A 20,191-nucleotide genomic window follows, 5' to 3' on the forward strand; every position below is an offset into this window, starting at 1 on the left:
ACGCGCGATCAGGCCACCCGCCGAGAGGCGCAATCAAACAAGGTGGCCGTTGAACTCGGCCACAAGCGCCTCGTAAATGTCGCGCTTGAACGGCACAATATCAGACACCAATCTGGCGGAATCCGTCCATTTCCAGTGGCTGAATTCGGGATGATCCGTCTCAATCACGATGTCCTTGTCCGTGCCTTTGAAGCGCAGCAGGAACCAGAGCTGTTTCTGACCGCGATACTTGCCCTTCCAGACCTTGCCCAGAAGGTGATCCGGCAAATCATAGGTCAGCCACTCCGAGGTATGACCCAGCACCTCGACCAGATCGGCGGTCACACCGATCTCTTCCCAAAGCTCGCGAAGTGCGGCCTCTTGCGGTTCTTCACCGTCGTCAATCCCACCCTGCGGCATCTGCCAGGCGCCGGGCGTGTCGATGCGCTCACCGACGAAGATACGCCCTTCCGCATCGAGCAGCATGATGCCGACACAGGGGCGATAGGGCAGGGTGGAGAAGTCTTTGCTCATGGGAAGCCTTTGGAAAAGAGAGGCGCCAAAGCGCCCCTCATGGTTGGTGTCAGTCGCCGATTTTCGACAGGCCTTTGAGCAGGTCGATCGCATAAGCCAGTTGGAAGTCCTCGTCGCGCAGTTTCGCGGCCTCTTCGGCGGCGGCGCGTTCTTCCTCGATCTTGGCCCGTTCGTCCTCGGTCAGGCTGTCATTGTTCAGCGCGCCGCGCAGATCGGCCTCGGAGCGGAACTTCGGTGTATCTTCACCCTCCGTTGCTTCGGGCTGACGCGGCGGCTGGTCGACGACGATATCCGGAGAAATGCCGAGCGCCTGAATGGAGCGGCCCGACGGCGTGTAATACCGCGCGGTGGTCAGGCGCATCGCCCCGTCGGAACGCAGTGGCATGACGGTCTGCACCGAGCCTTTGCCGAAGGATTTCGTGCCCACGACCACGGCACGATGGTGATCCTGAAGCGCACCGGACACGATCTCGGAAGCCGAAGCCGACCCGCCGTTGATCAGCACGACCACCGGTTTGCCCTGTGCCAGATCGCCGGGGGTGGCGTTGACGCGGGTGCTGTCTTCGGGGTTGCGGCCACGGGTGGAGACGATTTCGCCTTCGTCGAGGAACGCATCCGACACCTTGATCGCCTGATCGAGCAAACCACCGGGGTTGTTGCGCAGGTCCACGACGATGCCGTCGACATTCTCGATGCCGCCCAGTTCCTCGATCCCGTCCTTGAGCCCCTGTTCGAGGTTCGGATAGGTCTGGTCGTTGAAGGTTGTTACCCGCAGCACGATGGATTTGCCTTCGACGCGCGACCGCACGGCGGTCAGTTTGATCGTGTCGCGGATGATCGAGACGTCGAACGGATCGTCGACGCCCGCGCGCACGAGGGTCACGATGATCTCGGAGCCGACCGGCCCGCGCATCAGCTCGACTGCATCGTCAAGCGTCATGCCCATGATACTCTTGCCGTCGACCGCGGTGATGTAATCCCCGGCTTCGACACCGGCGATATCGGCGGGTGTGCCGTCCATCGGTGCAACGACCTTGACGAAGCCCTCTTCCTGCGTGACTTCGATGCCCAAGCCCCCAAAGGAGCCCGACGTCTGCACCCGCATGTCGGCGGCGTCTTTTGGCGAGAGATAGGAGGAATGTGGGTCGAGCGAGGACAGCATGCCGTTGATCGCTGCCTCGATCAGGTCTTCGGCATCAACCTCCTCGACATATTGCGCGCGGATGCGTTCGAACACGTCCCCGAAGAGATCGAGCTGCTCATAGACATTCGTCGTCTTCTCTGCCTCTTGAGCGAGAAGCGGTCCGGCGAATTGCGTCGAGATCAGCGTGCCTGCAAGGATGCCGGCAACCCCGGCCATCATGTATTTCTTCATCTCATTCCTCTCTCCGGTCCGCAGCCCGCGTGACCCTTGATCGTCTCAAAGCGGACCGCCTGCGAACCACCGTTCCGGGTTCACGGGCTGCCCGCCCTCTCTGACCTCTATATAAAGCGTCTCCGACAGACCCGCGCCAGTGCCTTGTGTGGCATTCCGGACAAAGGCGTCGAGATCGGGAGACGCCCCGCCCATCAGGCCCACGGCCGTATCGGCGGGCAATACCGCGCCAACATCTCCATAGACCTCATCGAGCCCCGCCAAAATCAGCAATACGTCATTTGCGGGCTCAAAGATGATCACGTTTCCGTAGTCGAGAAACGGCCCCTTGTAGCGCACGGTGGCGGGCCAGGGTGTGGTCACCAATGACAAGGGCCGCGTGGCCCAGAGCCAGCCGGGACGTTTGACCCCCGCCGCGTCCGCCTCGTTATAGCCGCGCAACATCTTGCCCGGCACCGGCATCGGCCAGTTGCCGCGGGTGCTGTTCGGATCGGTGATTGGCGGCACCCCGTCGACCACATCCATGATCGCAAGACCCGAGGCAAAGGCCTCGAGCGTCTCTGAACTGTCCAAGAGGGTCTGCATCCGTTCGGGATCGGCGGTGAACCGGCGGGGCAGATCGGTGCGGTCGGACATCGCCTGCGACAGGTCGGTGCGCGCCTGTTGCACGTCCTGCAAGCCACGCGACAGGGTGTCGAGCGCCTCACTCTGCAATTCGCGCAGGATCTGCATTTCCTCAAGGCGCACGCGAATATCCTCGACCTCCGCCTGCATCGACGGCGTGACGGCAGAGACCAGCATCCCCGCACGCGCCTGCCCCAAAGGTCCGCCGGGATGCACCAGCGCTTCCGGCGAAGCGTCGGGTTTCATCGCGATCAGCACACCGAGCAATTGCGCGAACTGGCCGCTTTCATCGGCAAATTCCCGCGACAATTCGGATTCGCGCAACGCCACCTGCCGAAGCCCGGCACGCATCGCCTCGAGCCCATCCTCATAGGCGCGCACCACGCCGGTGAGTGCCTTGACGCGGTCGGTCGAGGATTGCGCGGCCTGAAGCGCCCCATGAGCGTCGTTGAACTGGGCCAGGGCGGCTTCTGCCAGATCCGCCGGGCTCTCCTGCGCCAGCACAGGGCCGCTGGCAATAGCCCCGCCCAGGATCAGATAAAACGCCGCCGCGCGGAGACGCATCATTTGACGATGAGGCTCACGCCGGTCATTTCCTCGGGCTGCGGCAATTGCATCAGCTCAAGGATCGTCGGCGCCACATCGGCAAGCCGCCCGCCATCGCGCAGTTTGACCCCTTTCGGCCCGCCGAACAGGATCACCGGCACCGGGTTCGTCGTATGCGCCGTGTGCGGCCCGCCAGTCACCGGATCGACCATGGTCTCGCAATTGCCGTGATCCGCGATCACCAACATCGCGCCGCCGACCTTCTCCAGCTCCGCGATCACCTTGCCCAGACCATCATCCACCGCCTCGCAGGCGGCCATCGCGGCCTCCAGAATTCCGGTGTGACCTACCATGTCCGGGTTGGCGAAATTGGTGACGATCAGGTCATAGCCCTCGTCGATGGCCCAGACGAATTTCTCCGCCACCTCGGGCTCGCTCATTTCGGGTTGAAGATCATAGGTCGCGACTTTCGGTGATTTCGGCATGAAGCGATCTTCACCCTCTTCCGGCACTTCCTTGCCACCATTGAGGAAGAAGGTCACATGCGGGTATTTCTCGGTCTCGGCCAGACGGAATTGTTTCAGCCCATGTTTCGCGACCCATTCGCCCAGCGTGTTGCGAATGTCGCGCGGCGGATAGGCGGTTTTCATATAGGCGTTATGACCGGTGGAATACTCGACCATGCCCAAGAGCGCCGAAAACGTCGGGCGATCCCCGATGTCGAATTCGGTAAACCCCGGCTCGCCAATGGCGCGCAGGATCTCCCGCGCGCGGTCCGCGCGGAAGTTGTTGCAGAAAAAGCCGTCGCCGTCTTTCACACCCTCATACCCGTCGATCACCGTCGCCTTGATGAACTCGTCCACATCGCCGCGCTCATAAGAGGCCGTGACAGCCGTCACAGCATCCGGCGCGGTTTCGATGCCCTGGCCATGAATCATCGCATCATAGGCCTGCGATACCCGTTCCCAGCGGTTGTCGCGGTCCATCGCGTAATAGCGCCCGATCACTGTACCGACCTTGGCGCCCTCCGGCAGGCGCGCCACGAAATCGGCGATGAATTTATCGGCGGATTGTGGCGCCACATCGCGCCCGTCGGTGATCGCATGAATGATCACCGGCACCCCCAGATTGGTGACCGCTTTGGCGGCGGCCAGCGTATGTTCGATATGGCCGTGCACACCACCGTCGGAAATCACCCCCATGAGATGCGCCGTGCCGCCTGCGGCTTTCACATCGCCCGCGAATTTCACGATGGCTTCGTTCTTGAAAAAAGACCCGTCCTCGATGGCCAGGTCGATCTGGCCCAGATCCATCGCCACCACGCGCCCCGCGCCGATGTTGGTGTGTCCCACTTCGGAGTTCCCCATCTGTCCGGTCGGCAAGCCCACATCCGGGCCAAAGGTGATCAGCGTGTTATGCGGACAGTCCGCCATCAGCCGGTCGAAATTCGGCGTGTTGGCCAGAGCCGGCGCGTTGGCTTCCGGCGTCGGGCCGATGCCCCAACCATCGAGAATGCAAAGAACAACAGGTTTCGGCGCGGCCATGACGGGCTCCTTTCAATCTCAGAGCGAACTCTTTGACCCTATCTAGCGCGCCGCTGCGCGCGTTTGAACCGCTTTGCGCTTCATTGCAGCAAAAATACTCCGATCAGACCCGATGATAGGGCGATCCGGCCAGAATAGAGGCGGCGCGGTAAAGCTGTTCGGTCAACATGGCGCGGGCCAGCATATGGGGCCAGACCATTTTGCCCAGAGAAATGGAAAAATCCGCCTGTGCCCGCAGGCTTGGGTCGATTCCGTCCGCGCCGCCGATGACAAAAGCCACGTCGGAGCGCCCGGCATCGCGCCAGCCCGCGAGTTTCTCGGCAAATTCAGGCGACGTGATCACCTGACCGCGTTCGTCCATGGTGACGATGACGCTGCCTTTCGGCAAAGCGCGCTCCAATAGCGCCGCCTCCGCCACCATACCGCCGCCCTTCTTGTCCTCGACCTCTGCAATCGTCAGAGGGCCGAGGCCAAGGGCGCGCCCGGTGCGGTCGAACCGGGTGGTATAGTCGTCGATCAGAGCGGCTTCGGGCCCTTTGCGCAAGCGCCCGACCGCACAGATATGCAGCTTCATGAGTGTCTCAGCTTGCGGTGGTCTTTCCCGCCAGAGCGGCTTTCGCCTCTTCCGGCGACATCCACATTTTCTCGAGCTGATAGAAATCGCGCACTTCCGGGCGGAAGATGTGGACGATCACGTCGCCCGCGTCGATCAAAACCCAGTCGCCCTGTTCCTTGCCCTCGACACGGGAGAAAATCCCGCATTGCTGTTTCAGTGCATCGGACAGTTTCTCGGCCATGGCGCTCACCTGACGGGTCGAACGACCCGAACAGATCACCATGTAATCCGCAACCTCCGACTTGCCGCGCAGGTCGATGGACACGAGGTCTTCGGCTTTATCCTGATCGAGGGAGTGAGTGACGAAGTCCAGCAATTTCTGGCCTCCGATCCGGTCCGGCATCGCACCCGTCATGGGCGTCTCCGGGGATGCGGCATGCTCAGCCGCGCTCTGTACGTGAGACAGGACATAGTCCTCCAAAGGTTGAACGCCGTTCCGCCCCGGCGCCGGGCATGGATCAAATGTAACATCTGTATGGGCAAATCTCAATGTTTCGTGCGGTAAAGATCAATCGAGGGCCTGCTGAGCCTGTCGTGTGGCGAGGGTCGAACCCTCCAGCACCCGCACTTCACGTTGCGGGAAGGGAATGGAAATGCCGTTCGCCTTGAACGCATCCCAGAGCGCCAGATAGACATTGCCACGCACATTGGTCAGCCCGCCGGTCGGGTCGGTGATCCAGAACCGCAGGATGTAATCCACCGAGCTGTCGCCAAATCCGACGATATGGCACACGGGCGGTTTATGCGTGAGCACCCGGTCCACGCTCTGGGCGGCCTCGACGGCAATCTTGCGCACCTGATGCGGATCGTCGCCATAAGACGTGCCGAAATAGAGATCGAGCCGCACGAAATCGTTGGTATGGGACCAGTTCACCACCTGCCCCGTGATCAGGTCTTCGTTCGGGATCAGATATTCCTTGCCGTCCCGTGTGGTGATCGAGGCATAGCGTGCGCCCAAAGCATTGATCCAGCCGAAGGTGTCGCCAAGAGAGATCACGTCGCCCGGTTTGATCGACTTGTCCAGAAGGATGATTACCCCCGAGACGAGGTTCGACACAACCTTCTGAAGGCCGAAACCAAGCCCGACACCGATCGCGCCCGAAAGCACGGCCAGACCGGTGAGATCGAACCCCACGGCCTTCAGCCCGATGAAGAACGCGGCGCCGTAGAGGAAAAGTTGCACCCCCTTGATGATCAGTTCCCGCATCGAGGGTGAAATATCCTCATTGCGCCGGATTTGGGTCGATGTCTGGCTTGAGATCAGCCGTGCGAAAGTGAAGAGAAGTCCGGTGACCACCAGCGCCTTGAGCACCGCCAGCGCCGAGAGGCGGAAGCTGCCAAAGGTGATGGCCATGGTGTCGAGGAAGGCGGCGGTCTCCTCCACGGCGCCGAAGAAATACAGCGTGACATATGCCCAAAGTCCCCAGCGCAGAAGCCGCCTGAGCGCGCGGTTTTTGACCAGTTGAACGACCAGTTCGACCGCCACCCAGGCGGTGACGATCCGGGCGAGAATCGCGATCAGATAGGAGCGAGACGGCCATGTCATCTCATGCATGACAAGATAGGTGCCCCAGAGCAGCAGAGCCCAGACAATCAGGATCAGTCGCTTCTCGATCGCCAACAACCAGCGGAGCTGCCATTTCGGACGCCCTTCGAGTCCCCGCATCCAGTTCCGCATCCGGCCCCGCAGATTGCGTCCAACTGCAAGCGCGATGGCGAAGGCAATCAGGGAAATCCCGATCTGATAGAGGTTCCAGCGCCTGAGCAGCCCCTCGAGAAACGAGAGAACCTGTCCGCCCGTGTCGCCCAGAAGATCGGTGATTTGTGTCGGATCCAATCCGGCCTCCCTTTTACACAAGCTTGGCACGGCGAAGCGCAATCGGGCAAGCGCATCTCTCTTGCGAGACTCGCGCGCAGGTTATATGTGAGCGCCATGGAACGTATGTTTGAGATCGCAGACCGTGCATGGTTGCCGTGGCGTTTCCACGGCGCAATGCAATCCGTCCTAGCCCGACTTTGAAGCCGGGCCTTTTGGCGTGTCCGCGCGCATGATCCAAAACTTCCAATTTCACAGCACATCCACGGGAGAGCGAAATGACCGCCCCGAAGACACTCTATGATAAAATCTGGGACGCCCATGTGGCCCATGAGCAAGAGGATGGCACCTGCCTGCTCTACATCGACCGCCACCTCGTCCACGAAGTAACAAGCCCGCAAGCCTTCGAAGGTCTGCGCATGGCGGGCCGCAAAGTGCGCGCGCCGGAAAAAACCATCGCCGTGCCGGATCACAACGTGCCGACCACGCTGGACCGCGTGTCCGGCGTGATCGCCAACGAAGAGAGCCGCATTCAGGTTGAAGCCCTCGACAAGAACGCGAAAGAATTCGGCGTGAACTATTACCCGGTTTCTGACGTGCGTCAGGGCATCGTGCACATCGTCGGCCCGGAACAGGGCTGGACCCTGCCCGGCATGACTGTTGTCTGTGGTGACTCTCACACCGCGACTCACGGCGCGTTTGGCGCGCTGGCCCACGGCATCGGCACCTCCGAGGTCGAGCACGTTCTGGCAACGCAAACGCTGATCCAGAAGAAGTCCAAGAACATGAAGGTGGAGATCACCGGCAAGCTGCGTCCCGGCGTGACCGCCAAGGACATCACGCTTGCTGTGATCGGCGAAACCGGCACCGCCGGCGGTACCGGCTACGTGATCGAATATTGCGGTGAAGCGATCCGCGATCTCTCGATGGAAGGTCGGATGACCGTCTGTAACATGGCGATCGAAGGCGGCGCCCGCGCCGGTCTCATCGCCCCGGACGAGACCACGTTCGAATATGTCAAAGGTCGCCCGCACGCCCCGAAAGGCGCGCAGTTCGAGGCCGCTTTGAACTGGTGGAAAACGCTCTACACCGACGAAGGCGCACATTTCGACAAGGTCGTGACGCTGAAAGGCGAAGAGATCGAGCCGGTTGTGACCTGGGGCACCTCGCCCGAGGACGTGCTGCCGATTTCCGCTGTTGTGCCCGCGCCCGAGTCGTTCAAAGGCGGCAAGGTGGACGCGGCGAAACGGGCCATCGAGTATATGGGGCTCGAAGTGGGTCAGAAACTGACCGACATCCAGATCGACACCGTGTTTATCGGGTCGTGCACCAATGGCCGGATCGAGGACCTGCGCGCAGCCGCCGCGATCCTCAAAGGCAAGAAGATCAAGGACGGGATGCGGGCCATGGTCGTTCCCGGCTCCGGTCTTGTCCGGGCTCAGGCCGAAGAAGAAGGCATCGCGCAGATCTTCATCGACGCGGGCTTTGAGTGGCGTCTGGCCGGGTGCTCCATGTGCCTCGCGATGAACCCCGATCAGCTGTCCGAGGGCGAGCGCTGTGCGTCCACGTCGAACCGCAACTTCGAGGGACGTCAGGGTTATAAGGGCCGCACGCACCTCGTGTCGCCTGCCATGGCCGCCGCTGCCGCCGTCACCGGTCATCTGACCGATGTGCGCGAACTGATGACCGAAACCGAGACCGCTTAAGGAGCCGCAAAGATGGAAAAGTTCGAAAAACTGACCGGCATCGCGGCGCCCATGCCGCTGGTGAACATCGACACGGATATGATCATCCCGAAAGTGTTCCTGAAAACCATCAAGCGCTCCGGCCTTGGTGTGAACCTGTTCGACGAGATGCGCTATGACCGTCAGGGCAATGAAATCCCCGATTTCGTCCTGAACAAACCGCAGTATCGCGACACGCAGATCCTCGTGGCGGGCGACAACTTTGGCTGTGGCTCCTCGCGGGAACACGCGCCGTGGGCGATTGCGGATTTCGGCATCAAATGCGTGATCTCCACGTCGTTCGCCGACATTTTCTACAACAACTGCTTCAAGAACGGCATCCTGCCGATCGTGATGCCGCAAGAGGTTGTGGATGTGTTGATGAAGGACGCCGAAAAAGGCTCGAACGCCCGGATGGTCGTCGATCTTGAGGCCCAGACCGTCACCACGTCTGATGGCGAAAGCTTCCCCTTCGAAGTTGACGCGTTCAAGAAACACTGCCTGCTCGAAGGTCTCGACGACATCGGCCTGACCATGGCCCATGTTAAGGATATCGACGCCTACGAGGCGAAGATGGCGCAGGAACGTCCCTGGGTCTGAGGCTCACGGATCAAGAACGGAAAACGGCGGCCATTGGGTCGCCGTTTTGCATTGGGTTCACTTCGCACGCATCAAGCGGCGAATTTCGGCAAGGCTGTCCAACTGCTTGGCATTCGGCTTTTGTCCGACGCCTGCATAGATGGAATGGAGGATGCCTTCGACCGGGCCGTAGCCGTCGGAGCCCGCGAGCTTGTAGAGCTTGCGCGCAAGCCGCGTGATTGCAGTGCTCGACCCGTTGCAGGATGCGATCAGCCAGTCGGCGAGCGTCTTGATCTCTTCCGCATCCGTCAGGCTGAAATCCAGATCCTTTTGCAGCCGGATCACATATTGCAGGATCAGTTCCGAAGTCGGATAGCCCGCTTCGTCGATCACCGCCTTGACCAGAGCGGCCACCGCGATCCGGGCATCTTCGATCTGCTCCACGGGATGCGTTCCCGACTTGCGGGTAAAGCCGAAACGGCGCACGGCGAGCCGGAGATCGTCCGCCATCCCGATCAGATCGGAGGCGGCATTGGCGGCATTGCGCGCCCGGTTCATGTAGAAAAACGCTGTAACGGCAACCCCGAGAACGGCCAGCAATATTGGCATGATAACACTCCGAAAACGTCTTTCTCCGGACTATTGGCAGATCACGTTTCATTCACAATGGGAAAAAATCCCTGTGCATGTCTTCTATGGTGACAATCACATGTTTACCTGTGAGACATAAGCGATCAGCCGAAAGGAGATCAGCTATGACGAATTGGAAAATCTGGGTCGGGATCGGTGTCCTGACGTTTCTTTTCGGCTTTCTCGCGCTGGGCAATACGGTGGTCGCCTCGCTTGCGATCACCATCATGCTCGGTACGCTCTTCGCCATCGCCGGTGCTGCCCAGCTTTGGGCGGGCTTCTCCGGCGCGGCCCATGACAACCGGGTCTTTTCCCTGCTCTGGGGGCTTTTGAGCCTGATGATCGGAGTGAGTTTCATCGCCAACCCGGTCGAGGGCACGGTGTCGCTCACCATGGTCGTCACCGGTTTCCTTTTGGCATCCGGTGGGATTCGTCTGCTGATGGCCTGGCGGATGCGAGAAAGCCCCTTGTTCTGGACGCTGCTGCTGTCCGGGACGGTGACCGTGCTTCTGGCCGGTTACATCATCGGCAATTTTGCGGCGATTTCCCTGTCGCTTCTGGGCTTGCTGTTGGGCATTGAGCTATTGGTCGACGGTGCCGGTCTGATCGGTTTCGGCCTGTTCCTGCGCAACCACCGGTCCTGAAACGGCGGCCGGAGAGGCCGCCGTCGTCGCATGCGTCATTCCATCGTCGGCAGCAGGCCGTTGGTTTGCGCTGCGGCCAGTTCCTCGATCGACACTTCGCCGCTGGCATCGGCATCAATCGCCGCAAAGGCCTCTTCGCTCAGATCGGGATAGACTGCACGCATTTCCGCCATGGAAAACGTGCCGTTCCCGTCGCTGTCCACCAGCGTGGATTGCGCAAAAGCCGGGGCGGCAAGAAGGAGGGTCAGAGCGCCAAGGGTCCGTGCAACAGATTTCATGTTCATGTGTCCTTTCTTGTGATGGCACCCGCGTCTTGCGGGCAAATCGGAACGGTTCTGCACCGTCGATCCGAGAGATACGCCCGAGAGGCGAGCTCGCAAGGCGCTGGAAACATTGCAAAGATTTTGCGCGCCTGACTGCCGGAAGGGGGCGAAATGTCGCGTATTTTTCGGCGGGTTTCGGTACTTCGGCGGATTTTGACGGTCAAAACCGGCAAGGATCTGCGCGAAGGGCGGGACGGACGGTATGTCCCTCTTGATCGCTCCGAAAGATTCTCCAGGGGCTAGGGGCTGCGCCACCGAGTTCCCGGCATGTCACCTTTTGCCATCCCACATTTTGTGCTGTTCGCGCGACACCCCACAAGAGGCATCGACAATGATGCAAAAACGCACCGCTTTGTCCACGAATCTGCCCGATTTCAGCAGTTAACCTTAACCATTCCTTGCTGGCGGATATGAAAGAAGGCAAAAGTTGGGCAAGATTGAGGCAATCCGTCATGATTGGCGGGATCAAAATGGAACAAGAGAGCGGCATCGCATCGCTTTCAGCCAGTTTGAAGGGAAATGGGCAGTGGTTCATCGCGTCTTGGGAGCGCTGTTGCGTGCTGCGTTGGTGGTCATTCTGATCACGGCGCCCTCTGCACTGTTGCCGAACGTCTCCGCCGATTCCGCACAGGTCGTGGCGCTCGTCGCCTTTTTCGGCGCGGCTCTGACCTTCTTCGAATATGTCTCCGCCTATCCCGGTCTCGTGGAATTCCGCAACGCGCCGCCGTTCAACCGTGTCCGCTTCGGATCGCTTTTCGTCACCGTGATCCTCTTGAGTCTCATCGTGCGTGGCGAAGCCGCCCCGACCGTGGTCACGGATTTCGTCACCGCCATCGGCGCGCTGATCGGCTATGTGCTCGATTTCCCCTATTCTCCGGTGCGCCTGATGCTGACCGCTCTGCCCGACACCAGCTCGCTGGGTGAGATCGAATTGATGCGCGAAGCGGCGGGGATGAGCTATCTCATCTCGCTCATGGCGCTGTCGATCTTTCTCATCGTGCTGCGGATCGGCCACTGGCCGTCGAAATCCGGCTCCTTCAATGTCTGGATCAACCTGCCGACCTTCGATCCGACCGCCGGGGGCGATGTGGTCGAACGGCTGAAACGCGATGCGCGGGTCAACACGATCATCGGTTTTTCCTTGCCCTTCGTGATCCCTGCGGTGCTAAGATCGGCAGGCGATCTCTTCGGGGGTCTGAGCGTCACCAATGACCAATCCATGATCTGGGCCGTCGCAGCATGGGCATTCCTGCCGTCTTCTCTCTTCATGCGGGGCATCGCCATGGGGCGCGTGGCCTCGATGATCGAAGAAAAGCGTCGCCAGACCTACGCCCGCGCCGATCTCGATCACGCCCACGCGTGATCCGGGGCGCGCTGCTTTCTCTCTTCCTGCTTGCGCCTTTTGCTATGTCGGCGGAGACGCTGCGTGTCGCCACATGGACTGTGGAACTCATGCGCAAGGGGCCGGGGCTTTTGCTGCGCGACATCCTCGATGGCGACGATCCGCAGGTTCTGGCCGCACAGGCGCATATCCGGGTGCTCTCCCCCGACATTCTCTTGCTGACCGGCTTCGACACCGATCTCGACGGCCACACGATGACCGCTTTCGCGGAGGCGCTGGACTATCCTTATCTCTTCACCCGTCCCGGCAATTCCGGCCGCCCCACCGGGCGCGATCTCGACAAGGACGGGCGGCTGGGTGAGCCCGAGGATGCGCAATCCTACGGCGAGTTCACCGGTCAGGGCGGCATGGCGCTCCTGTCCCGCCTGCCGATTGTCGCGGGCGGCATCCACGATTTCTCCGACCTTCTGTGGCGCGATCTGCCCGGGGCCAACCTGCCGCAGGGGTATTTCGACGCGGAGGATCTCGGTGTCCTGCGCCTGTCGTCCCATGCGCATTGGGACATTCCCGTGCTCTGGCACGACCAGCCGCTGCATCTCCTCGCCTATACCGCGACATCGCCGGTGTTCGACGGGCCGGAAGACCGCAACGGGCGGCGCAACAGCGACGAGACCCGGTTCTGGTCGCTTTATCTCGACGGGGCGCTGGAGGCCTCACCGCCCGACGGCCCGTTCGTTGTTTTGGGCGACAGCAACCTCGACCCGATGGATGGCGATGGCGACCGGGCAGAGATGCAGCACCTGCTCGCTGACCCCCGGCTACAGGACCCCCGTTCTCGCGCAACGTCCAACGCCCCGGTCGCCAATCCCGGCCAGCGCGGCGATCCCGCGATGGACACCGCCGACTGGACCGATCCCCTGCCTGGAAACCTGCGGGTGGATTATGTCCTGCCCTCAGCCGATCTGGCGATTGTCGCCTCGGGCATCGCATGGCCGGAGGTGAATTTGAAAAAAAACGACTTTCGGCACGGGCTTGTCTGGGTTGATATCGCTGCCATTCCTTGACGACAGGGCAAGCAGCCGTTACCCCGAGCCAACCTTAGGAAAACAAGGACTCGACGCGACATGAGCACGCCTTCTCTTCTCATTCTCCCCGGTGACGGTATTGGCCCCGAAGTGATGGCCGAAGTGGTTCGGATCATCGACTGGTACGGCGACAAGCGCGGCCTGAAATTCGATGTCACCACGGATCTCGTCGGCGGTGCCGCCTATGACGTGCACGGAGTGCCGCTCGCGGATGAAACCATGGCGAAAGCCCAGGAAGTGGACGCCGTCCTGCTCGGCGCCGTCGGCGGTCCGAAATACGACGTGCTCGATTTCTCCGTGAAACCGGAACGTGGCCTTCTGCGCCTGCGCAAGGAAATGGACCTTTTCGCCAACCTGCGCCCGGCACAGTGTTTTGACGCTCTGGCCGATTTCTCTTCGCTGAAAAAAGACGTGGTTGCCGGCCTCGACATTATGATCGTGCGCGAACTGACCTCCGGCATCTATTTCGGCGAGCCGCGCGGCATCATCACCGAAGGCAATGAGCGCGTGGGTATCAACACCCAGCGTTACACCGAGTCCGAGATCCGTCGTGTTGCCATCGCCGCTTTCGAGCTGGCGATGAAGCGCAACAAGAAGCTCACCTCGATGGAAAAGGCCAACGTGATGGAATCCGGCATCCTTTGGCGCGATGTCGTCAACGAGGTGGCTGCGGATTACCCAGAGGTCGAGGTGGGCCACATGTACGCTGATAACGGTGCGATGCAGCTCGTGCGCGCGCCGAAACAGTTCGACGTGATCGTGACCGACAACCTCTTCGGTGACATCCTGTCCGACTGTGCCGCCATGCTCACCGGGTCGCTCGGCATGCTGCCGTCTGCCTCCCTCGGCGCGCCGATGGAAAACGGTCGTCCGAAAGCCATGTACGAGCCGGTCCATGGTTCGGCCCCGGACATTGCGGGTCAAGGCAAAGCGAACCCGATCGCCTGTATTCTCTCCTTCGCCATGGCGCTGCGCTACTCCTTCAATGAAGGCGAAGAGGCTACGCGTCTGGAAAAAGCCATCGAGAAAGTTCTGGCCGACGGTGTCCGCACCGGCGATCTGCTGGCGGGCGAAGGTGTCACCCCGGTGTCCACCTCCGGCATGGGCGACGCGATCCTTGCAGCGCTCGACGCCTCGCTCTGATCTGCTTTGACATTGACGAAAGGGCGTCCCTTGGGGCGCCCTTTTGCATCGGTCGAATGTGTCAATCGAAAAGATCGAAAAGATCCTCGGCGGCATCGAACAACCGATGCGCCACGCCCTTGCGCTTCTTCTTTTTCTGACGGGGCTTCTCCAAGGCTAGCGCGCGGGCCTTCTTCGCCGTCTTGCCTTTGGGCGAAACCGTCTCACCCACATGGTCCACCCGCAACGCCTTCATCCGCGACAAGGGGGCGCCGCAATTGGTACATTTCAGCTCATGCCGTGCCGCATCGAGCGTCAGCACGGTTTTCGAGCCACAATAACAGCAGGTTGCGGATTTCCGGGTGCGATACATGAATCATGAGATGGGGTCGGGTCTCCTCGGGAACAAGGGCAAACCGACCGATCCCGTTGAAAGCATTCTCCGGAGTGCTACTGTGATAGCGCAAGCAAACAGGCCAGCAACAGGACAGACCGCATGAACATCACCGGAGCCTTCTACGCGCTCGCCGCCTTCGCGATTTTCTCAACCCATGACGTGGTGATCAAATTCTTGGGCGGGCATTACACCCCGTTCCAGATCATCTTCTTCTCCACGCTGTTTTCCTTCCCGCTGGTCATGTTCATGCTGATCCGCGACCGCAACCCCGGCCATCTGCGCCCGGTTCACCCGTGGTGGACCCTGTTCCGCACGCTCGCCGCGATGATCAACACGGTCGCGGCCTTCTACGCCTTTTCCGTCCTGCCGCTGGCGCAGGTCTACGCCCTGATCTTCGCCACCCCTCTGGTGATCACCATCCTGTCGATCCCGATGCTGGGCGAAAAGGTCGGCTTTCACCGCTGGGCGGCGGTTGTGTTGGGCCTCATCGGAGTGATGGTCGTTCTGCGCCCCGGAGGCACCGAACTGACCCTTGGCCATGCCGCAGCACTCTCCTGCGCGCTCTTCGGGGCTTTCGCCTCCGTCGTCGTCCGTAAGGTCGGGCGGGAGGAGCGCACCGAAGTGCTGATGCTCTACCCGCTGATCGCCAATTTCATCGTCATGGGGACGGCCATGTCGTTTTTCTACCATCCCCTGCCGCTGCTGGATCTGGGCGGGGTGGCAACCGTGTCGCTCTTGGGCTTCACAGGTGGCGTGGTCCTCATCCTGGCCTATCGTGCCTCCGAGGCGGCCATCGTCGCGCCGATGCAATATTCCCAGATCATCTGGGCGACGATTTATGGTTATTTCATCTTTGGCGAGAGCGTCGACCGCGCCACCGTGCTTGGCGCCGGGATTATCATCCTGTCGGGCCTCTACATTGTGTTCCGCGAATCGCGTGGCGGTCATTCTGAGAATACTCCGGTGCTCAGGACCCGCTCGCGGGCCTCGACAGCGATGTCCTTTCGAATTTCGCCTTTTGTCCGGCGCGAGAAGCTCCGCTGAGCCGTGCCGGGTGTGTGGGAAAACCTGTTTTTCATGGAAACGGAGATGGGTCAGGGCATGTTATCGGTCTTTCGTGGCAAAGACGAAATTCGCTCTTGCAAATCGCCGCGCCCCCCTATATTCCGCCCGTCACGGTCGGAGCGTAGCTCAGCCTGGTAGAGCACTGTCTTCGGGAGGCAGGGGCCGGAGGTTCGAATCCTCTCGCTCCGACCAATTCAAACTTTGTAGAGTTCACTGAACTCTGCCTTTTTGGCGCTGAATCTTTCCTTTCTTTACAAGATTTTGCCTCCCGCACGTCTTTGTGGGGTCTGATGGTGGACGGACGGCGGCGCGCAAACGCGCCTGCTGTGAGCATCTGGCAGTGTACGTGGTGAAAGCAAACTGTCGATTGCCACTCGATTTTTCGGGACAAGAGTTCGGGAATGCGTCGATCTCAATCTCGCGGAGCATGTGCTCCTCAGGCACGTGCCGCTCCAGATCGAAATCATAAAACAACTACGCCGGTGCGTCCTGAGTGCCCATCATGGCAGAATCCTCCAATTCCCTCATAATTGAGTGAATCAAACGACTTGCTGCGCCGCAACAAAGACTTTTTCAACAGCATCGGCGGAGAGCAGACCTTCGCTGCGGTTGCAGAGTCGAGACAGTTGTTGTGCAAAGTACCTATACCTCCTTGAGAGGCGGCAGTTTCCAACGATTGGCCTGTGCGGTATGGTTGTGCAAAAGAATGAAATGATGAACGAGGCTGGGGGAGTGACGGACGAAAGCAACTTAGCTCAACTGATTGTCGAGGGCGACGCCGCCAGACGCCTTATCCCCGTAATTCTCGACCTCGAATACAAAGACAGAAAGCGTGAATTAGGCGGTTTTTTAGCTGAACTGCACAACTCGGGTGAGATCGCTCTGCTCTCGAACGACAACCTTGAGGCCATACGACGGCTTGAGCACAATGAATTTTGGATCATTTTCGGCGCGTTGTCTGATGCAATTGAGCATGTGAAAGATGACTATCCCGCTGTTCAGCGATTTGCTGAATGTTTGGTCGAAAGAGCAGGCAATGATGGGGCTTCTAACACACCATTTGTGTCATTCGTCCGTTGGTGCGAAAAACATCCCTCAAAGGCCAGAGAAATCATACTAGGCGCAAAAGACGGCCAAGCAGATTGCCAACGCTCCTGTGTGTTTGCTTTGCAAGGCCTCAATGACTTTGGGTGCTTGGTAGACTTTGTAGGGGACTATAGAGCAGAAATCCGATCTATTGGATTTCGTGCCTTAGGAAGGCTCAAAAACATGACATCAAAGGATGACCAAACTGGCATAGATGCTTGCCTGTCGGAAATTCAAAGCCCGTCTTCTGATGATGCGCGAAATGCTGCTATCGAAGCCGTTTTTCGCATTTGGGACAAAGAGGCGGGCAAAGAAAAATATCGGCAAGATGAAGTGATAAAGTCCATTCTCGCCCAGCCGACCGACGAAGACTTGGTGCGCCTGTGCGCGATGCTTTTCTATCACAAGAATGCATCCACAGGGCAAACTATCAGTGCAGTATTAAGTAGATCACAAAGCATATCCTCGAGCTTTGAAACAGCAAGCCAGTGGATAGATCACGCGCTAACCTGGAAAGATGACCGCTGGTCGTTCAAGGAAGTGGTCGCGTTCATAGAGGCCTTGGTTCCGCGCTTCGAGGAGCCAGCAAAGAGTAAGCAGTTTCATAGTTTTTGCGAATGGGTTTGGAAGGAGCCTGCAAACGCGTCATATCTCTTCGCACGATGGCTTAATTCTGGTGACTTTTCCTTGTGCAGCTTCTTAGCCGAGATGGTCAGCGGCGGAGATAAGGGAGTCGCGCTACCTCTCCTGCCGCAAGACCTACCCCACGAAGCGGCTGATCAAGTCTTTCTAGCCCGAAAATGTATCGGGTTCCTTTGGCTGCATGAGATCACGGCGGCGTCAATTCTTCTCAGCCTAGTAGAACATGGACATCCCAACGCAGTGCCCGAGGTAGAAGGACTGCTTTGGGAGCCACTTCTGCTTAGCTACTCTAGTGAGCTAAGGCCGTATCTTGAGCAGCAAGCGTCTAGTGCTTCTCCGACTGTGGCTAAGGCATCTCAAGACCTGATAGCGCGACACAAGGCGTACATAGAGGGATTGAGAAATGCGGAAGAAATCAGTGAACTTGAACCCTCAAACGAAGCGAGGCGGGCAGCTGCGATAAAAGATCACCAGAGGAACACTGATATCCAAAAGCAAGCTCGGAAAATGTCTATCTTTGGCGATATGTTTCATACTGCGACGATGCTCTACGGTCGCAAGAGCTTCAGTATGATCACGGGTGCTGATGGCAAGAAGTTTCCAAGTATCACCCCCCTGAGCGAACAATCCTATAGCTTCGAATTCCCTCGTTTGTCCGTTGTGGACCCGGTTGGATTTAATCGTTTGCTCTTGGTTTGCAGGGTCGAGCAGAGAAAAGAAAAATGAAACTGATACTCAAAGAATATCTGGCGTCTCTCAAGGAACGTGGAGACCTTGACAAAGTCTTGTTGCCCAACTTGCTGTCTGCGATGGGGTTGCAGGTGCTGAAAACTCCAATGATCGGAACTCGCCAAGATGGAGTTGATATATCTGCCGTAGGTCAGTTGCCAGACGATGATCAGAAGTACCTCTATTTGCTCTGCGTAAAGGCAGGAGACGTAGGGCGCAACGATTGGGATGCAGGGCCACAATCAGTGCGTCCAGAGCTGCAGGAAATACTGGATGTCTACATCGGTTCGAAAATTGCAAAAGAGCATCAAGATTTACCGATCAAAATATGTTTGTGCATGGGGGGTGAGTTAAAGGAAACTGTTGAGGGCAACTGGGCTGGTTTCACGCAGAAAAACGCGACTAGCGAGGTGTGCTTTGAGCTATGGAACGGGGAGCGCCTAGCTGGATTTATGGAAAAATCCTTGTTGGCTCGGGAGTTGTTGGACGAAACGGCGCGCAGGCATTTTCAGAAAGCTCTCGCAATGGTGAACGAACCAGAAGCTTGCTACGAGTACACTAGGAGCTTTGTCGCCATCGTTCTCCCCCTCCAAGAGGAGATGAAAGACAAAGAGCGGCTATTGAGGCTAAGACAAGCGTATATTGGCCTGCACGTCATATGCGCCTGGGCGATTGAAGCTAAGAGCCTCGATGTCGTCTATCGGATATCTGAACTGGGCTTGCTGTTTTGCTGGGATGCAATGCGAGAACAACCAGTCAGGACGAAACCAACTAAGCATCAAACTGCTCTGATGTCGATCTTGGATCAGTACATTCGGCTTTATTTGATGATGTCCGAGTTGTATTTTGAGAAGGTACTGTATCCTCATGCCGAGACGCTTCATGCGCTCACCGTTTCGGTGAAGTCGCGAGAAGCTGTCGATGCCAATCTTGCGATGTTCGACCTGCTTGGGCGGGCGGCTACCCGTGCAATCTGGACGGATTTGTTCGGGAAGGCTCTATCGGAGGCGAACCCCGAGTTCGCTCACAGCCTGAACGAGCAGACAAAGATGATGCTCGATATGTTGGTGGCCCTGCTCAACAACAACCCGACTCTGGAATCTCCGATTAAGGACGATCACATGATCGAGGCAGCCTTGGTTATGTATCTTGCTCAACAGACATCGTCAGTCAGGCGATTTATGCCATGGTTTCATGCCATGGCTGAGAACACATCGTTCGCGCTTCTAACCAATGCCAGCTACCCAACGTGTTTTCGCGACTACAACGATCTGCTTGCTCACCCTGCGAGTAGTGAACAGGAATACCGTGACGAGGCCTGTGTTGGCAGTGTCCTATATCCCTACCTGTTCGTGTGGCTTCAGTATGGTGCCGAACAAGATTTGATTGAAAAATTCTCCAGTCGACTTTCGCAAAAAATACCCGACTGCACACATCAGGCATGGTTCCCCGATGAGGAAACAGACCAGAAAGTCTGGCGTGGTGATACCTACCATGGGATTTGTGTGACTGATCTTTCGCCAGCAAGTGGGCATGCGGAGATAGCAGACTCATTGAACCTAGCAATCAAGGAGTGTGGGGCAATTTTTGAAATGACAGCGATGAAGAGAGGACTGGTGCCACTGTTTTTAACGGCGTGCAGGCACTACCGCTTGCCCATCCCGCCGACACTTTGGATGCCGCCGCAAAGCCATTCAGATGTGGCTCCAGTGGAGCCCAATTCATAGAAGAGCAAGAACCTTCCTTGTCCTTCTGCGAAAGCTGCGCCGCAGCACCGTTTGGGTACGCC

At 58.8% G+C, this 20,191-nt stretch carries 19 protein-coding genes and 1 tRNA gene; 10 read left to right on the forward strand and 10 right to left on the reverse strand.

Annotated elements, in window-relative coordinates; genetic code table 11:
- Positions 1-33: 33 nt before the first annotated feature.
- The 7 genes from CEW89_RS13640 to CEW89_RS13670 all read right to left on the reverse strand — a co-directional run bounded on the left by CEW89_RS13640 (position 34) and on the right by CEW89_RS13670 (position 7,055).
- Positions 34-513, reverse strand: a complete 480-nt coding sequence (locus CEW89_RS13640; RefSeq protein WP_096806259.1) for an RNA pyrophosphohydrolase — start codon at positions 511-513, stop codon at positions 34-36.
- Between the two features lie 49 nt (positions 514-562).
- Positions 563-1,888 (reverse strand): S41 family peptidase, encoded by a 1,326-nt coding sequence (locus CEW89_RS13645; protein ID WP_066707325.1) that lies wholly within the window; start codon positions 1,886-1,888, stop codon positions 563-565.
- Between the two features lie 45 nt (positions 1,889-1,933).
- Positions 1,934-3,079: a murein hydrolase activator EnvC family protein gene (locus tag CEW89_RS13650; protein ID WP_096806260.1), complete on the reverse strand. Its 1,146-nt coding sequence runs from the start codon at positions 3,077-3,079 to the stop codon at positions 1,934-1,936.
- Positions 3,076-4,602: a 2,3-bisphosphoglycerate-independent phosphoglycerate mutase gene (gpmI, locus tag CEW89_RS13655; protein ID WP_096806261.1), complete on the reverse strand. Its 1,527-nt coding sequence runs from the start codon at positions 4,600-4,602 to the stop codon at positions 3,076-3,078. Before gpmI ends, CEW89_RS13650 begins: the two co-directional genes overlap by 4 nt.
- A gap of 103 nt (positions 4,603-4,705) precedes the next feature.
- Positions 4,706-5,176: a 23S rRNA (pseudouridine(1915)-N(3))-methyltransferase RlmH gene (rlmH, locus tag CEW89_RS13660; RefSeq protein ID WP_096806262.1), complete on the reverse strand. Its 471-nt coding sequence runs from the start codon at positions 5,174-5,176 to the stop codon at positions 4,706-4,708.
- Positions 5,177-5,183: 7 nt separating this feature from the next.
- Positions 5,184-5,573 (reverse strand): ribosome silencing factor, encoded by a 390-nt coding sequence (gene rsfS, locus CEW89_RS13665; protein ID WP_096806263.1) that lies wholly within the window; start codon positions 5,571-5,573, stop codon positions 5,184-5,186.
- A gap of 153 nt (positions 5,574-5,726) precedes the next feature.
- The gene (locus tag CEW89_RS13670) at positions 5,727-7,055 is read right to left on the reverse strand and encodes a mechanosensitive ion channel family protein (RefSeq protein WP_096806264.1); all 1,329 of its coding nucleotides are present in this window, start codon (positions 7,053-7,055) and stop codon (positions 5,727-5,729) included.
- 257 nt (positions 7,056-7,312) lie between these two features.
- On the opposite strand from CEW89_RS13670, the gene leuC reads away from it, so the two are divergent.
- A complete protein-coding gene (gene leuC / locus CEW89_RS13675; protein ID WP_096806265.1) occupies positions 7,313-8,740 on the forward strand; it encodes a 3-isopropylmalate dehydratase large subunit in 1,428 nt (475 codons plus the stop codon).
- A gap of 12 nt (positions 8,741-8,752) precedes the next feature.
- The gene (leuD, locus tag CEW89_RS13680) at positions 8,753-9,358 is read left to right on the forward strand and encodes a 3-isopropylmalate dehydratase small subunit (protein WP_066707340.1); all 606 of its coding nucleotides are present in this window, start codon (positions 8,753-8,755) and stop codon (positions 9,356-9,358) included.
- A 57-nt stretch (positions 9,359-9,415) separates the two neighbouring features.
- Here the strand turns inward: leuD and CEW89_RS13685 are convergent, their stop codons facing one another.
- Positions 9,416-9,946, reverse strand: a complete 531-nt coding sequence (locus tag CEW89_RS13685) for a hypothetical protein (RefSeq protein ID WP_157779852.1) — start codon at positions 9,944-9,946, stop codon at positions 9,416-9,418.
- Positions 9,947-10,092: 146 nt separating this feature from the next.
- On the opposite strand from CEW89_RS13685, the gene CEW89_RS13690 reads away from it, so the two are divergent.
- Complete coding sequence (locus CEW89_RS13690; RefSeq protein ID WP_096806267.1) at positions 10,093-10,611, forward strand: HdeD family acid-resistance protein; 519 nt, start codon at positions 10,093-10,095, stop codon at positions 10,609-10,611.
- Positions 10,612-10,646: 35 nt separating this feature from the next.
- On the opposite strand, the gene CEW89_RS13695 is transcribed toward CEW89_RS13690, so the two are convergent.
- The gene (locus CEW89_RS13695; RefSeq protein ID WP_096807242.1) at positions 10,647-10,889 is read right to left on the reverse strand and encodes an EF-hand domain-containing protein; all 243 of its coding nucleotides are present in this window, start codon (positions 10,887-10,889) and stop codon (positions 10,647-10,649) included.
- Positions 10,890-11,460: 571 nt separating this feature from the next.
- Here CEW89_RS13695 and CEW89_RS13700 point away from each other — a divergent pair.
- Genes CEW89_RS13700 through leuB form a run of 3 tightly spaced genes read left to right on the forward strand, consistent with a single transcriptional unit; the run spans position 11,461 to position 14,504 of the window.
- The gene (locus CEW89_RS13700) at positions 11,461-12,297 is read left to right on the forward strand and encodes a hypothetical protein (RefSeq protein ID WP_096806268.1); all 837 of its coding nucleotides are present in this window, start codon (positions 11,461-11,463) and stop codon (positions 12,295-12,297) included.
- A gap of 44 nt (positions 12,298-12,341) precedes the next feature.
- Positions 12,342-13,340, forward strand: a complete 999-nt coding sequence (locus CEW89_RS13705; RefSeq protein WP_096807243.1) for an endonuclease/exonuclease/phosphatase family protein — start codon at positions 12,342-12,344, stop codon at positions 13,338-13,340.
- A 60-nt stretch (positions 13,341-13,400) separates the two neighbouring features.
- Positions 13,401-14,504 (forward strand): 3-isopropylmalate dehydrogenase, encoded by a 1,104-nt coding sequence (leuB, locus tag CEW89_RS13710; RefSeq protein WP_066707353.1) that lies wholly within the window; start codon positions 13,401-13,403, stop codon positions 14,502-14,504.
- Positions 14,505-14,565: 61 nt separating this feature from the next.
- On the opposite strand, the gene CEW89_RS13715 is transcribed toward leuB, so the two are convergent.
- Positions 14,566-14,856: a hypothetical protein gene (locus tag CEW89_RS13715; protein WP_066707356.1), complete on the reverse strand. Its 291-nt coding sequence runs from the start codon at positions 14,854-14,856 to the stop codon at positions 14,566-14,568.
- Positions 14,857-14,979: 123 nt separating this feature from the next.
- On the opposite strand from CEW89_RS13715, the gene CEW89_RS13720 reads away from it, so the two are divergent.
- The 4 genes from CEW89_RS13720 to CEW89_RS13735 all read left to right on the forward strand — a co-directional run bounded on the left by CEW89_RS13720 (position 14,980) and on the right by CEW89_RS13735 (position 20,129).
- Positions 14,980-15,924 (forward strand): DMT family transporter, encoded by a 945-nt coding sequence (locus CEW89_RS13720; RefSeq protein WP_066707359.1) that lies wholly within the window; start codon positions 14,980-14,982, stop codon positions 15,922-15,924.
- 136 nt (positions 15,925-16,060) lie between these two features.
- Positions 16,061-16,137: transfer RNA gene (locus CEW89_RS13725), tRNA-Pro, on the forward strand.
- 498 nt (positions 16,138-16,635) lie between these two features.
- On the forward strand, positions 16,636-18,399 hold the full coding sequence (locus CEW89_RS13730; protein WP_157779853.1) for a hypothetical protein: 1,764 nt from the start codon (positions 16,636-16,638) through the stop codon (positions 18,397-18,399).
- The gene (locus CEW89_RS13735) at positions 18,396-20,129 is read left to right on the forward strand and encodes a hypothetical protein (RefSeq protein ID WP_096806270.1); all 1,734 of its coding nucleotides are present in this window, start codon (positions 18,396-18,398) and stop codon (positions 20,127-20,129) included. The genes CEW89_RS13730 and CEW89_RS13735 overlap by 4 nt, the downstream gene beginning before the upstream one ends.
- Positions 20,130-20,191 lie beyond the last annotated feature (62 nt).

The organism is Celeribacter ethanolicus (genome assembly GCF_002407265.1).
Classification (GTDB): Bacteria; Pseudomonadota; Alphaproteobacteria; order Rhodobacterales; family Rhodobacteraceae; genus Celeribacter; species Celeribacter ethanolicus.

What these genes read in the sequence shown, in the direction of transcription:
- CEW89_RS13640 (WP_096806259.1), bottom strand. Translation starts at nt 513, where the DNA reads ATGAGCAAAGACTTCTCCACCCTGCCCTATCGCCCCTGTGTCGGCATC.
- CEW89_RS13645 (WP_066707325.1), bottom strand. Translation starts at nt 1,888, where the DNA reads ATGAAGAAATACATGATGGCCGGGGTTGCCGGCATCCTTGCAGGCACG.
- CEW89_RS13650 (WP_096806260.1), bottom strand. Translation starts at nt 3,079, where the DNA reads ATGATGCGTCTCCGCGCGGCGGCGTTTTATCTGATCCTGGGCGGGGCT.
- gpmI (WP_096806261.1), bottom strand. Translation starts at nt 4,602, where the DNA reads ATGGCCGCGCCGAAACCTGTTGTTCTTTGCATTCTCGATGGTTGGGGC.
- rlmH (WP_096806262.1), bottom strand. Translation starts at nt 5,176, where the DNA reads ATGAAGCTGCATATCTGTGCGGTCGGGCGCTTGCGCAAAGGGCCCGAA.
- rsfS (WP_096806263.1), bottom strand. Translation starts at nt 5,573, where the DNA reads ATGACGGGTGCGATGCCGGACCGGATCGGAGGCCAGAAATTGCTGGAC.
- leuC (WP_096806265.1), top strand. Translation starts at nt 7,313, where the DNA reads ATGACCGCCCCGAAGACACTCTATGATAAAATCTGGGACGCCCATGTG.
- leuD (WP_066707340.1), top strand. Translation starts at nt 8,753, where the DNA reads ATGGAAAAGTTCGAAAAACTGACCGGCATCGCGGCGCCCATGCCGCTG.
- CEW89_RS13685 (WP_157779852.1), bottom strand. Translation starts at nt 9,946, where the DNA reads ATGCCAATATTGCTGGCCGTTCTCGGGGTTGCCGTTACAGCGTTTTTC.
- CEW89_RS13690 (WP_096806267.1), top strand. Translation starts at nt 10,093, where the DNA reads ATGACGAATTGGAAAATCTGGGTCGGGATCGGTGTCCTGACGTTTCTT.
- CEW89_RS13695 (WP_096807242.1), bottom strand. Translation starts at nt 10,889, where the DNA reads ATGAAATCTGTTGCACGGACCCTTGGCGCTCTGACCCTCCTTCTTGCC.
- CEW89_RS13705 (WP_096807243.1), top strand. Translation starts at nt 12,342, where the DNA reads ATGTCGGCGGAGACGCTGCGTGTCGCCACATGGACTGTGGAACTCATG.
- leuB (WP_066707353.1), top strand. Translation starts at nt 13,401, where the DNA reads ATGAGCACGCCTTCTCTTCTCATTCTCCCCGGTGACGGTATTGGCCCC.
- CEW89_RS13715 (WP_066707356.1), bottom strand. Translation starts at nt 14,856, where the DNA reads ATGTATCGCACCCGGAAATCCGCAACCTGCTGTTATTGTGGCTCGAAA.
- CEW89_RS13720 (WP_066707359.1), top strand. Translation starts at nt 14,980, where the DNA reads ATGAACATCACCGGAGCCTTCTACGCGCTCGCCGCCTTCGCGATTTTC.
- CEW89_RS13730 (WP_157779853.1), top strand. Translation starts at nt 16,636, where the DNA reads ATGGTTGTGCAAAAGAATGAAATGATGAACGAGGCTGGGGGAGTGACG.
- CEW89_RS13735 (WP_096806270.1), top strand. Translation starts at nt 18,396, where the DNA reads ATGAAACTGATACTCAAAGAATATCTGGCGTCTCTCAAGGAACGTGGA.